The sequence below is a fragment of the Flagellimonas sp. ABD4_174 genome, from assembly GCF_056160185.1.
In genome coordinates, this window is sequence record NZ_JBSWWP010000001.1 from 1,721,355 (window position 1) to 1,735,707 (window position 14,353).

Annotated in this window: 8 protein-coding genes; 1 reads left to right on the plus strand and 7 read right to left on the minus strand. The window is 42.6% G+C overall.

Translation table 11 applies throughout. The features are described 5' to 3' along the window. Positions 1–87: 87 nt before the first annotated feature. Positions 88–1,887, plus strand: coding sequence for a glycoside hydrolase family 15 protein (locus tag ACXAFK_RS07515; protein WP_474957323.1), 1,800 nt, complete (start codon positions 88–90; stop codon positions 1,885–1,887). 64 nt (positions 1,888–1,951) lie between these two features. On the opposite strand, the gene ACXAFK_RS07520 is transcribed toward ACXAFK_RS07515, so the two are convergent. The 7 genes from ACXAFK_RS07520 to purL all read right to left on the minus strand — a co-directional run bounded on the left by ACXAFK_RS07520 (position 1,952) and on the right by purL (position 14,277). Next, a complete protein-coding gene (locus ACXAFK_RS07520; protein WP_252079997.1) occupies positions 1,952–3,760 on the minus strand; it encodes an acyl-CoA dehydrogenase family protein in 1,809 nt (602 codons plus the stop codon). Positions 3,761–3,782: 22 nt separating this feature from the next. After that, entirely contained in the window at positions 3,783–4,973 is a 1,191-nt protein-coding gene (locus ACXAFK_RS07525) for an acetyl-CoA C-acyltransferase (protein WP_474957324.1), read from the minus strand. Between the two features lie 38 nt (positions 4,974–5,011). Next, positions 5,012–5,359, minus strand: a complete 348-nt coding sequence (locus ACXAFK_RS07530; RefSeq protein WP_474957325.1) for a four helix bundle protein — start codon at positions 5,357–5,359, stop codon at positions 5,012–5,014. A 39-nt stretch (positions 5,360–5,398) separates the two neighbouring features. Next, positions 5,399–7,804, minus strand: a complete 2,406-nt coding sequence (locus tag ACXAFK_RS07535) for a 3-hydroxyacyl-CoA dehydrogenase/enoyl-CoA hydratase family protein (protein ID WP_474957326.1) — start codon at positions 7,802–7,804, stop codon at positions 5,399–5,401. Positions 7,805–7,819: 15 nt separating this feature from the next. Further along, positions 7,820–8,269, minus strand: coding sequence for a MarR family winged helix-turn-helix transcriptional regulator (locus tag ACXAFK_RS07540; protein ID WP_252079995.1), 450 nt, complete (start codon positions 8,267–8,269; stop codon positions 7,820–7,822). 415 nt (positions 8,270–8,684) lie between these two features. Further along, positions 8,685–10,454 carry an AMP-dependent synthetase/ligase gene (locus tag ACXAFK_RS07545; RefSeq protein ID WP_474957327.1) on the minus strand — a complete coding sequence of 590 codons (1,770 nt, stop codon included), beginning with the start codon at positions 10,452–10,454 and terminating at the stop codon, positions 8,685–8,687. Positions 10,455–10,581: 127 nt separating this feature from the next. Further along, entirely contained in the window at positions 10,582–14,277 is a 3,696-nt protein-coding gene (purL, locus tag ACXAFK_RS07550) for a phosphoribosylformylglycinamidine synthase (protein ID WP_474957328.1), read from the minus strand. Positions 14,278–14,353 lie beyond the last annotated feature (76 nt).

A 14,353-nucleotide genomic window follows, 5' to 3' on the forward strand; every position in this document is an offset into this window, starting at 1 on the left:
AGGTGTTTTAATTTTTTGTTTCTTTAAAAATCGGGAAATTAGATCGCAAAACCAATTCATAAGAACCCTTTTGAGACTTTTTGACCTATGGACAACTTGAATTACGGAATTATTGGAAATTGTAGGAGTGCGGCATTGATTTCCAAAGAAGGCTCCATTGACTGGTGCTGTTTGCCGCAATTTGATTCAGCTTCGGTGTTTGCGAAGCTACTGGATGAAAAAAAGGGTGGGAGTTTTGAGATATTAACCGGCGATAATTATACAATTGATCAACAGTACCACAAGAACACCGCAATATTGGTAACGCGGTATGCCGATGGCGAAAATGTATTTGAGGTACACGATTTTATGCCCCGTCACCATAAGATGAACGGGAAATACATGGCCCCTCCGGAAATAGTCCGGTACATAAAGTATGTGTCCGGAAGTCCCAAGGTTCTATTTAAGTACAATCCAAAATTGGAATATGCTGTAGGCGAGACCGAGCTTTATATTAAAGAAGATTTTATAGCCAGTCTAACCCATGAGAGTAAATACGACACATTGTTCCTCTATACTTCTTTTAATAAGAAACATATATTGGAACAAAAAGAAACCACGCTTAAGGAAGATGGGTATTTTTTGATTTGTTACCATGAAAAAATATTAAAACCTACCACCCAAAAGATTGCTTTGGAACTGGAACGGACCAAAGTTTACTGGTTGGATTGGGTGGATAAGACCCCTACTTACAAGAAATTTAAGGATCAGATAATTCGAAGTGCCATCACTTTAAAAATGTTGACCTACGACAAAACAGGAGCAGTGTTGGCGGCAGCCACTACGTCGCTTCCCGAGACCATAGGGGAGGTTCGTAATTGGGATTACCGATTTTGTTGGATTCGCGATGCTTCAATGGCGATCAAGGTTGTATCCGAATTGGGACATAAAAATTCCGCCAAAAGATTTTTACAATTCATAATCGATCTAATGCCGGATAAGGATGAGAAGCTCCAGATCATGTATGGCATCAACAAAGAAAAAAAGCTGACCGAAATATCCTTGGACCATTTGGATGGTTATAAAGGATCCAAACCGGTAAGGGTGGGTAATGCAGCTTATATGCAAAAACAGAACGATATCTATGGGATTCTGATGGATGTGATTTACGAGCAGCTTCGAAATTTTAGCAATGATTTGGAAAATGGCGAGGAGTTATGGAACATTACCAAAGGTATTGTTTGGATTGTTGGCAAACACTGGCAGGAGCCGGACAAGGGCATTTGGGAGTTTAGGGGAGAGGATAGACATTTTACCTTTTCCAAGGTGCTCTGCTGGGTAGCTATAGATAGGGCTATAAAGGTTGCCAAAATGTTTGGTAAAACCCGAAAATTGGAACGTTGGACCGCCCTTGAACAAGAAATTAAGGAAGATATCCATAAAAATGCCTGGAACAATGACATTAATGCTTTTGTACAATCTTATGGTTCAAGGCATTTGGATGCCTCCGTTCTGTTGATGGAACCTTATGGGTTTATCCATGCAAGGGACCCAAAATATGTGAGCACGGTTAAGGCCATAGAAGATGGTCTTAGTAATGATGGTCTGTTGTATCGTTATAAGAACGAAGATGATTTTGGACTTCCTTCATCATCCTTTACCATTTGCACCTTTTGGTTTATCAATGCATTGTTCAAGATAGGCGAGGAAGAAAAGGCTCTCGAGTATTTTGAACGACTTTTGGGCTATAGCAACCATCTAGGATTGTTTAGTGAGGATATCGATTTTAAGACCAAGCGGTTGTTGGGCAATTTTCCACAGGCCTACTCGCACTTGGCACTTATTGAATGTGCCATCAATTTTTCCAATAAGCAAAAAGATGAGCGGATATTGGAATCCATAGGGTAATAAAAAACGCCCCGATCGGGGCGTTTTCCAATTGTGGGTTCATAGATCCCGGCAATTATTTGAATTAGTCAAAGGTATACCCATTGTCCGCGGCAACTTTGTCGGCAATCTGAGTCCTTAAATTGACCACGTTGGGTTGGTTCGTGTACTTGGTAAAGCGTTTTAGCCCCATAAGCATCATACGTTGCTCATCTCCTTCGGCAAAAGAAACTATAGCCTCTTTGCCTTTTTGTTGAATAATGTCCACCGCTCTGTACAAATAGAGTTTGGACATTGCTATTTGTGCTTTTTGGGAATCTTCACCAAAGCGTTTTGCGTTTTTCTCTGTTCTTAAAATTGCGGATTCGGCCATATATACCTGAATCAAAATATCGGAAGCTGCCATCAACAACATTTGATGTTTTTCCAAATCCGGTCCAAATTTTTGAACGGCGCTACCGGCAATCATCAAGAACACTTTTTTTAATCGAGCCACTAGGTCTTTTTCTTCTGAAAAAAGTTCTGAAAAATCAGGTGTATCGAAAGATGGAATACCCATAAGCTCTTCACCAACAGCAGTTGCTGGGCCCAACAGGTCCACATGGCCTTTCATGGCCTTTTTAACCAACATTCCAACGGAGAGCATTCGGTTGATTTCGTTGGTACCTTCATAAATTCTGGCAATACGCGCGTCTCTCCACGCGGATTCCATTGGGGTATCGGCGCTAAAGCCCATTCCCCCGAATATTTGGATACCCTCATCCGTGGTGTGCTGAACATGCTCAGATACAGCTACTTTCAGAATAGAGCACTCGATGGCATATTCTTCAACACCTTTAAGTTCTGCTTCTTGGTGTGAGTTGCCACTGGCTTCGCGAATGGCAATTCTGTCTTCAATATTTTTTGCAGCCCGGTAGCAAGCGGCCTCGTCCACGTAGGCATTGGTAGCCATGTCAGCAATTTTAGCTTTGATAGCTCCAAAATTGATGATGGGTGTTTTGAATTGAATGCGCTCATTGGCGTATTTGGTTGCTTCTCCGATTACTCTTCGTTGTGCTTCCAAACATGCCGCGGCCAATTTAATTCTACCTACGTTCAAAGCATTCATGGCAATCTTGAATCCATTGCCTCTTTCGGACAACATATTTTCGACCGGAACCTTGGTCTCGTTGAAAAATACTTGGCGGGTAGAGGAGGAGTGGATACCCAACTTCTTTTCTTCATCACCTAAACTGATACCGTTTTCAGGGTCGTTCTCAACAATGAACCCGGTAATGTTCTTGTCATCCTCGATACGAGCGAATACAATGAACAGATTACAGAACCCTGCATTGGAAATCCACATTTTCTGTCCTGAAATGCTGTAATATTTACCGTCTTCGGATAACACGGCCTTGGTTTTGCCGGAATTGGCGTCGGAACCTGCTCCAGGTTCTGTTAAGCAATAGGCCCCAAACCATTCTCCCGTGGCCAATTTGGGAACGTATTTTTGTTTTTGCTCTTCGGTCCCGTACAAGGTGATGGGCATGGTCCCGATACCAGTATGTGCGCCAAAAGCTGTACTAAAGGATCCTGTTGCACCGGAAATGTAGTCGCAGACCAACATAGTGGATACAAAACCCATTCCCATACCACCATAGGCTTCAGGAACCGCGATGCTCAAAAGTCCAAGTTCGCCTGCTTTTTTCATACACTCCTCGGTATAGGCGTAGTCTTTTTGCTCGAACCGCTCCCAATGTGCCCAAAGTTCGCGATCTACAAACTCCTTGGAGCTTTCGCGCATCATTTTTTGTTCTTCGTTCAGGTCCTCAAGGGTGAACACGTCCTCACATTTGGTCTCCTTGACCAAGAATTGACCTCCTCTCAGTATGTCTTTTTCTTTAGTATCGCTCATGATCTTTTGTTGTTTAGTATTTTTAATTAAGAAATTCGAATATACCTGCAGCACCTTGTCCGGTACCTACACACATGGTTACCATACCATATTTACCTTTCATGTCCCGCTTTCTCATTTCATCAAAAAGCTGTACCGATAGTTTGGCACCTGTACATCCAAGTGGGTGACCGAGTGCAATGGCCCCTCCATTAACATTAACGATATCTTGGTTGAGTCCCAACTCACGGATTACGGCCAAAGATTGTGAAGCAAAGGCCTCGTTCAGTTCGATAAGTTCAATGTCATTTTGTTTTAAGCCTGCCTGCTTCAAAGCTTTTGGAATGGCTTTTACCGGACCAATACCCATAATTCTTGGTTCTACACCTGCTGCAGCATAGTTTACCAATCTGGCTATGGGTTCCAAATTAAGCTCTTTGACCATATCCTCGCTCATTACCATTACAAAGGCGGCACCATCGCTCATCTGCGACGAATTCCCGGCAGTAACGCTTCCATTTGCGGCAAAAACAGGTCTTAATTTGTTCAAAGTAGGAATGTTGGTACCTTTTCTTGGTCCTTCATCCTTGTTTACCGTATATGTTTTGGTTTCCTTTTTTCCAGCTTCGTTCACAAAGGTATGTTCCACTTCAATGGGCACGATTTGATCTTGAAAACGATTTTCTGCTTGCGCCTTCAATGCTTTCATATGGGAGTTGTATGCAAATTCATCTTGATCCTCTCTGGAAACCTTGAATTGTTGGGCAACGGCTTCTGCCGTAAGTCCCATTCCCCAATAATAGTCTTCGTGGCCTTCTTTCGCCGTGGCGTAATCGGGTGTTGGTTTGTAACCTCCCATAGGGATGTAGCTCATGCTTTCGGCTCCCCCTGCAATGATACAGTCAGCCATTCCCGATTGAATTTTTGCGGTAGCAATTCCGATAGTTTCCAATCCTGATGCACAGTAGCGGTTGACAGTCACCCCAGGTACATCATCCACATTAAGTCCCATAAGGGAAATTAGACGGGCCATGTTTAGACCTTGTTCTGCTTCGGGCATTGCATTTCCAACGATAACGTCGTCAATACGTTTTTTGTCCAATTGTGGAAGCTCTTTCATCATGTGTTCAATGGTTTCGGCGGCCAGTTCGTCCGGACGCTTAAACCTGAACAGTCCTTTTGGTGCTTTGCCCACGGCTGTTCTATATCCTTTTACTATATATGCTGTTTTCATTTTAAAAAGTATTGAGAATTGAGATGTTAGTATTGAGATTACAGCTTTTGCCTTAATGAATAAATCATTTTTTGTATTTCAATACATTCATCTATCAGTATTTGTGCTTTCTGGTTTTTTGTTAAGTTTAATTCAATAATTAAAATCAATTGCGTCTGTAATTCGTATAGAGAACCGTTCGCAATGCTTAAAAAGTGCTTGAACTCTTTGTTTGAATTTCTTCCAGCTCCCTCGGCAATATTAGAAGGGACTGAAACGGCACTTCTTTTAATTTGATTTATCAAACCAAATTTTTCATCTTTTGGTAACTCAGGCATAAGTAGATAGATAGCTTTGGAAAGCTGAATCGATTTTCTCCAAATTTTTAAATCTTCTACTTTGTGCATTTCTGATTACTCAATTCTAGCATCTCATTACTATCGCATCTAGTTGCGAAGTGGTTTTCCGGTTTTCAACATGTGTTGGATACGTTCCAGCGTTTTTCTTTCAGTACAAAGCGATAGAAATGCTTCTCGTTCCAAATCCAAAAGATATTGTTCGGTCACCATTGTCGCTTCAGAAAGGTCGCCACCGGCCATAACGTAGGCCAATTTATCGGCAATCTTTTTGTCGTGCTCGGAAATGTAATGTCCGGCTTCCATGGAATCGGTTCCTACCAAGAACATACCCAAAGCTTGTTTGCCCAGAACTTTTACATCTTTACGTTTTACAGGTTTGGTGTAGCCTGCATCTGCCATAATTTTGGCGTGTGCTTTGGCAGTTGCTATTTGTCGGTCTTTGTTTACGACGACTACGTCCTTTCCTTTTTGTAGGATGCCCAAATCAAAGGCTTCGTAAGCCGAAGTGGATACTTTGGCCATACCAATGGTCAAGAAATACTCTTGTAGCACGTTGAGTTCTACGTCATTTTTCCTGAAAGTATCGGAAGCGCGGAGTGCCATTTCTTTAGATCCACCACCGCCAGGGATCACACCTACGCCAAATTCGACCAAACCAATGTAGGTTTCGGCAGCGGCCACAACTTTATCTGCATGCATTGAAAGCTCACAGCCACCACCCAAAGCCATTCCGTGCGGTGCGGCTACGGTTGGAATGGATGAGTATCGCATGCGCATCATGGTATCTTGGAAGTATTTTATGGCCATGTTCAACTCATCGTATTCTTGTTCCACTGCCATCATAAAGATCATACCGATATTGGCCCCTACGGAGAAATTGGCAGCTTGGTTCCCTATGACCAACCCTGCAAAATCCTTTTCGGCAAGGTCAACGGCTTTGTTCAAGCCAGAGAGCACATCACCTCCAATGGTGTTCATTTTGGATTGGAACTCGCAGTTCAGGATTCCGTCTCCTAAATCTTCGATGACAACTCCACTGTTTTTAAAAACCTCCTTGGTTTTTCGGATGTTGTCCAGAATAATGAACGCATCTTGACCTGGAACTTTTTCCATTGTCTTTTTGCTGATATCATAATAGTAGGTTGCCCCATCTTTTACGGTGTAGAATGAATCCACACCTGCAGATTTCATGTCGGCAACCCATGAAGCGGGCTCCAAACCTTCGGCTTTGATGAATTCCAATCCCTTTTCAAGGCCAACGGCATCCCAAATTTGAAACGGACCATGTTCCCAGCCGAAACCGGCCTTCATGGCATCATCTATTTTGTATAGCTCATCCGAAATTTCAGGAATACGATGGGTTACATAAGCAAAAAGGGCTCCAAAACTCTTTCTGTAAAACTCTCCGGCCTTATCTTTACCGCCTACCAATACGGGAAAACGCTCTATGACTTTATCGATGGTCTTGGTTAGCTCTAAAGTTGCAAACTTTGCACTTTTTTTAGAACGATAATCCATGGTGTCCAAATCCAACGTGAGGATTTCGCTTTTACCATTGTCGCCTTTTACTTTTTTATAGAATCCTTGACCTGTTTTGCTTCCCAACCATTTGTTGTCCATCATGGTTTTGATGAAACCGGGCAGTTGGAACAGTTCGTGACGTTCATCGTCCTTACAGTTCTCACTGATTCCGTTGGCCACATGTACCAAAGTATCCAAACCAACCACATCCACCGTGCGGAAAGTGGCGGATTTTGGACGACCGATTACGGGGCCTGTCAATTTATCCACTTCTTCCACTGTCATGCCCATTTCTTTTACAGCATGAAACAGACTTTGAATGCTGAAGATTCCGATTCGGTTCCCGATAAATGCAGGAGTATCTTTGGCCACCACGGAGGTTTTGCCCAAGAATTGTTCACCGTATGCGTTCAAGAAATCCAAAACCTCTTTTGAAGTTTTAGGTCCAGGAATGATTTCGAAAAGTTTTAGATATCGAGCAGGGTTAAAGAAATGTGTTCCGCAGAAGTGTTTCTGGAAATCCTCGCTTCTTCCTTCGCTCATAAATTTAATAGGGATACCGGAAGTGTTTGAGGTAATCAAGGTTCCCGGTGTGCGGTGTTTGTCCAGATTCTCGAACACTTGTTTTTTAATGTCCAATCGTTCCACGACCACTTCAATGATCCAATCCACATCCGCCACTTTGGAAATATCATCGTCCAAGTTTCCTGTGGTAATGCGGTCAGCGAATTTTTGATGGTAAATAGGAGAGGGTTTGGATTTTAAGGCAGCGGTCAAAGAATCGTTTACCAAACGATTACGAACCACCTTGTCTTCCAATGTAAGTCCCTTGGCTTTTTCCTTGTCGTTCAGTTCGCGAGGAACTATGTCCAACAATAGTACCTCGACTCCAATGTTAGCAAAGTGACATGCAATGCCACTGCCCATTATACCGGAACCGATTACGGCAATTTTGTTTATATGCCTTTTCATGTGCGAGTTTGAAATTTAATTATTAGTTGTTTTTGAATATATTTTTTTGTCGGTAATAAGCTTGTTTATTGTGCTCATGGTCTTAAAAAAAACATTTAGATCTTCTTCTGGTACATGCTCTTTGACAACCTCGTTGAACCTGAGAACTACCTCTTTGGATTCCTCCCGTTTTTCAAGGCCCAAAGGGGTTAGAAAAATTAGGACTCCGCGCCCATCCTTTGGGTTTCGTTTTCTTAAAATGTATCCTTTTTGCTCAATATTCTTTAAGATTCTTGACAAACTTGTAGCTTCCATTCCCATTTTAGGGCCTAATGTGGTACTTGGAGTACCCCCTTTTGGATCCATGCTCAAAAGGGTAAACCCGATGGCCATGGTAAGATCATAGTTTTTTGCTTCCTCATTGTACATTTTGCTTACCGCCTGCCAGGTAGCCCTAAGGGCGTGATCAATGGTCAAATCTTTCATAGAACTGGTTTGGTGTTCTCAAATATATAAAAATTTATTATGCATGCATAATAAATTTAGGTTAAGTGTACCTTAATAAATTAGAGTTGAATTAAATAGAGGGTAATTGTAAGCTAGTTGCAATTTTTTTGCTTGGAACTAGTGTTTTTTTTGACTTTATATTCCTATTACCAACTATATGGAATACTTTTAAAACCAAACAATCTCAGCTTTTGCCGAAGTATAAACCGTGAATTAGGTTTTTATATTATTATGATATGAAGTACGGTCTGCCATCTAAAATCCAATCTTCATACAATATTTGGGTGTTGATTGTCCAACTCATTGAAAAAATTAGATTCTGAACCTAGTTCAGGGTGACGGTTCTCCGATATACTCAGAACGCCAGACCGATTATTACTAATCGACCATTGTTTTAATGCCCATAAATATCATTATAAAGCGCTAGATATTTTTCTTTAACAATTTTGCGCTTCAATTTTAGGGTAGGGGTCAAGTGTCCTTCATCGATGCTCCAAACATCAGAAGTAAGCCTAAACTGTTTTACTTTTTCCCATTTGGCAAACTCCTCATTGGCCAAATCCACTTCTTCCTGCATTCTTGCTATGACCTTTTCGTTTTTCACCAATTCTTCATTTGAGTTTAGCACTATATCGTGCCTTTTGGCCCATTCGTGCATAAACTCAAAATTAGGTTGAATTATGGCCGCCGGCATTTTTTCGCCTTCTCCAACTACCATTATCTGTTCAATAAAGCGGGATTGCTTAAATCGATTTTCCAGGATTTGTGGAGCCACATATTTGCCGCCTGACGTTTTGAACATTTCTTTCTTACGATCGGTAATGCGCAAAAAGCCATCGGCATCCACTTCACCGATATCGCCTGTATGGAAATAATCGTCGGTCATAACCTGTGCGGTTTTTTCAGGATCTTTGTAGTAGCCCAACATTACATTGGGACCTTTGCAAAGGATTTCACCATCTTCGGCTATTTTCACTTCCACACCACTTATAATTTTTCCAACGGTGCCAATCTTCCAGCCTTTGTTACGTTGATCGTTCACGGCAATCACAGGAGAAGTTTCCGTAAGTCCGTACCCTTCCATTACGGGCATTTGAGCTGCTCCAAAAACGCGTGCCAATCTAGGTTGTAAAGCGGCACTGCCCGATACCATTACGGATAAATTTCCACCAAGACCTTCTTTCCACTTACTAAAAATCAATTTACGGGCGAGCCCAAGTCTTTTCTCGTACCACCAACCGTTGGCACCATAGGGCTCAAACTTGAGTCCAATTTCCACCGCCCAAAAAAACAGTTTCTTTTTTATGCCTGTTAGATTGGCTCCTTTTGCTATTATCGCATCGTAAACCTTCTCAAGCAGACGTGGCACCACTGTCATTACATCGGGTTTTACCTCCTTTATGTTGTCACTGATCTTATCCAGTCCTTCTGCAAAATGAATTTCTATACCACAATATTGGTACAGATAAAGAATCATCCTTTCAAAAATGTGACAAACCGGTAAAAAACTGAGAGCAACACCACCAGTCTCAAAAGGCACTCTGGCCTCACTGGAAATAACGTTGGACACAATATTATCGTGAGAAAGCATTACGCCCTTTGGTCTTCCTGTTGTGCCCGAGGTATATATAAGGGACGCCAGGTCTTTGGGTTTTACCGTGGCTTTTAATTCTTCTACGTTTTCTTGATTGGAAGGATCGGCGCCCTTTTCCAGGACTTCCTTCCAGTTTTTGCAATTTTTAAGCTCGTCAAACGAATAGACTTCTTCGATCTTTTTGATTTTTGAACTTATAGCAAGCACTTTTTCCAACACATCTTCACACGAAACAAAGCAATACTTGGCTTCTGAATGGTTAAGGATGTATTCGTAGTCGTCTTCGGAAATGGTGGGGTAGATCGGAACGGTTTGCGCCCCGATTTGAAGTACGCCAATATCCATTATGTTCCACTCTGTTCGGTTGGTCGTGGATATAATGGCAATTTTATCATTCGGCTTTACGCCCATCCGTAACAAAGCCCTGCTCACCTCATTGGCCTTGTCGATGTATTCCTTGGTGGACGTAGCTATCCATTTACCGTCACTTTTGGTGACCAATGATTTTTCTAAGGGGTATTTTTCAAGTTGATAGTATGGGAAATCAAATAATCGGGTAACAGTTTGCATAGTAAGTTTTATGTAAAGCGATTGCAAATTAGCAAATCAGACCTTAACAATGAAACAGATTTAACAATTACCTAATGTGTTTTTTGAAAAATCCCCAATTATCAACCTATATCAGCAATAAAAAATATTACTTCCTCAAGTTGTCCAACCATTCTTTTGCGTTCACAAAAGCCTGAAGCCACGGGGACACCTTGTCGTTTCTATCTTTTGGATAGTAGGCCCAGTTCCATGGGAACGTTGAACGTTCAATATGGGGCATGGTCACCAAGTGCCTACCTGTTTTGTCACAAAGCATTGCCGTATTGTAATCACTTCCGTTTGGATTGGCAGGATAAGTCTCATATCCGTATTTGGCCACAATATGGTATTGATCTTCGGTATGTGGAAGGCTAAATTTACCTTCTCCATGGCTGATCCATACACCAAGAGTTGTGCCGGCCATATTGGACAGCATAACCGAGTTGTTTTTTTCGATTTTCACCGAAGTAAAATTGCTCTCGTGTTTATGGGAGTCATTGTAGGTCATTCTACCGTGCGTTTCGTGTTCTGGGTTAATAAGATCTAGCTCCATGAACAACTGGCAACCATTACAAATACCAACAGAGAGGGTATCTGGCCTGGCAAAGAAATCTTTTAAGACTTTATTGGCTTTTTCGTTGTATTTGAAAGCACCTGCCCAACCTTTGGCACTTCCCAACACATCGGAGTTGGAGAATCCGCCAACGGCACCAATAAATTGAATGTCCTCCAGTGTTTCCCTGCCCGAGATCAAGTCTGTCATATGCACATCCTTTACATCGAACCCGGCCAAGTACATCGCATTTGCCATTTCACGTTCGGAATTGCTTCCTTTCTCCCGAAGAATGGCGGCTTTGGGTCTGTTGCTGAACTTTGGTTCCTGAGCGGAGTCGAAGGAAGTCGCAGCCGTTGGAAGTTTTCCATCAAAATTTTCAGGAAAAACATATTGCAACGGTTGTTTTTTGTAATTATCAAAACGGTCTTTGGCCAAACCGTTCGCAGTTTGCTTATTGTCCAACAAATAGGATGTCTTGAACCAAGTGTCACGCAGCGAAGCAATGTTCAAACCTATTTCGATACCATTGTTTTTGATTTCCAAGGTACTTTCTGGAACAGGGGTACCAATTTTAGTGAAATTTACACCGGAATCGGATAAAACTTTCTCCACTGTTTCATCTTTGGCTTGGAATACCACCCCGATATTTTCTGAGAACAACAGTTTGATGCTGTCTTCCTCCCCAATACCGGAAAGATCTAATTTGGCCCCTAGGTTATTGTCGGCAAAGCAAAGTTCCAGCAAGGTAGTTATCAATCCTCCTGAAGCCACATCGTGACCGGCTAAAATCTGGCCCTTTTTGATGAGCTTTTGCAAAGTGTTGAAAGTGGTCTTAAAATATTCAGCATCCATAACAGATGGAGCTTGGTCACCAATGCCGTTTAAAATCTGCGCAAAGGAAGAACCACCTAATTTATGGCTGTCCTTGGATAAATTGATGTAGTAAATATCGCCACCGTTTTTCTGCAAAACAGGCTCCACAACTTGGTCAATGTTGTTGCAATTGGCAGCAGCAGAGATGATTACCGTTCCTGGGGAAAGTACTTCACCATCCTTATATTTTTGTTTCATGGAAAGTGAATCCTTTCCGGTGGGCACATTTATTCCTAAATCGATCGCGAATTCCGACAAAGATTCCACTGCACTGTATAAACGGGCATCTTCACCTTCATTTCTACAGGGCCACATCCAGTTGGCGGAGAGCGATACGGATTTCAATCCATTCTTTAACGGTGCCCAGACAATATTTGTCAACGATTCCGCTACACTGTTTCTGCTTCCTGCAACGGGGTCTATCAATGCCGATATGGGGGAATGGCCTATACTGGTGGCAATCCCTTCCTTTCCTTTAAAGTCTAGGGCCATAACCCCACAGTTGTTCAGTGGCAATTGCAATGGTCCGGCGCATTGTTGCTTTGCAACACGACCTCCCACACAACGATCAACCTTGTTTGTTAACCAGTCCTTGCTGGCTACCGCCTCCAATTGGAGTACTTGTTCCAAATAATCGTGGAAATGCTCCAGCGAATAGGATAGTGCAGAATATTTTTGTTGTACCGATTTATCGGCCATTATGGTTTTTGGAGAGCTCCCGAACATATCGGACAATTCCAAATTCATTGGTGTCTCTCCTGTTTGTCCGGATGTAAATTTAAAGGTGTGGTCGCCCGTTACCTCACCAACGTTGTACATAGGTGAACGTTCACGTGCAGAAACCCGGTCCAATAGGTCCAAATCTTTTTCCCCGATCACCAAGCCCATGCGTTCTTGGGATTCGTTTCCGATCAATTCTTTTTTGGAAAGTGTAGGGTCGCCAACGGGTAATTTGTCGGTATCAATTGTTCCTCCTGTTTCTTCCACCAATTCTGATAAACAGTTGAGGTGTCCACCAGCTCCGTGGTCGTGAATGGAAACAATGGGGTTATCGTGACTTTCGAACAATCCGCGAACGGCATTCGAAGCTCTTTTTTGCATTTCAGGGTTGGAACGTTGTACGGCGTTCAATTCAATAGCCGAACTGAACTCGCCCGTGTCCGCACTGGATACGGCAGCTCCACCCATCCCGATGCGGTAGTTGTCACCACCTAGAACAACTATTCTGTCTCCCTTCTTGGGTGTGTCTTTTAAGGCTTGGTCTGTTTTTCCGTAACCAATACCCCCTGCCATCATTATCACTTTGTCGAAGCCCAATTTACGGGCCTCTTCTTGGTGTTCGAATGTTAAAACGGAACCGGCGATCAAAGGTTGACCGAATTTATTTCCAAAGTCGGATGCACCGTTGGATGCCTTGATCAAGATATCCATTGGAGTTTGGTACAGCCAGTCCCTTTCTTGCATACCTTTTTCCCAAGGACGATTTTCTTCCAATCGGGAATAGGATGTCATATAAACAGCGGTTCCAGCCAAGGGCAACGATCCTTTTCCACCAGCTAAACGATCACGAATCTCACCGCCGGACCCTGTAGCGGCACCATTAAAAGGCTCCACGGTGGTCGGGAAATTGTGGGTCTCCGCTTTAAGCGATAATACGGAATCGAATTCTTTTTCTTCGTAAAAATCGGGTTTGTCGGCACTTTTTGGTGCAAACTGAACTGCTTTAGGTCCTTTTATGAACGCAACATTGTCTTTGTATGCGGAAACAATATCGTTTGGATGTGCTTCCGAAGTCTTTTTGATCAGTTTAAATAGGGAAGAAGGCTTTTCTTCTCCGTCAATCACAAAGGTGCCGTTAAAAATTTTGTGTCTGCAATGCTCGGAATTCACTTGGCTGAACCCAAAGACTTCGGAATCCGTCAACTTGCGACTCAATTTCTTGGCCAGACCTTCCAAATAGGCCACCTCTTCATCACTTAGGGCCAATCCTTCTTTTTCGTTGTACGTTGCAATATCATCGATTTCCATAATGGGTTCTGGAACAATATCGATAGTGAAAATATCTTGTCCCAAGGTGGTATATTTTTGGGAAAGCATGGGGTCAAAATCGGTAAAATCCTCGGCAATGGCATGGAATTCCTCTATTCTGATGATTCCTGGGATGCCCATGTTTTGGGTGATTTCGGTCGCATTGGTACTCCAAGGTGTAACCATGGCGGCACGTGGCCCAACAAAAAAGGCGTCGAGAGACGCCGCTTCAATCTTAGGTTGGTCGCCAAACAACCAAGTTAATTTGTCAATATCTTCCTGAGCGATTTCCTGAGCGGTTTGGACGGCAAAAACCTTGGTCGCCTTGTCCCCAAAAAAATGGATCATACAGTCTATGCGTTGAACGGTTTAAGAAAGTGCAAAAATACGATTTTGTGCCAGAATTCGTCCTACGGTATAAGTG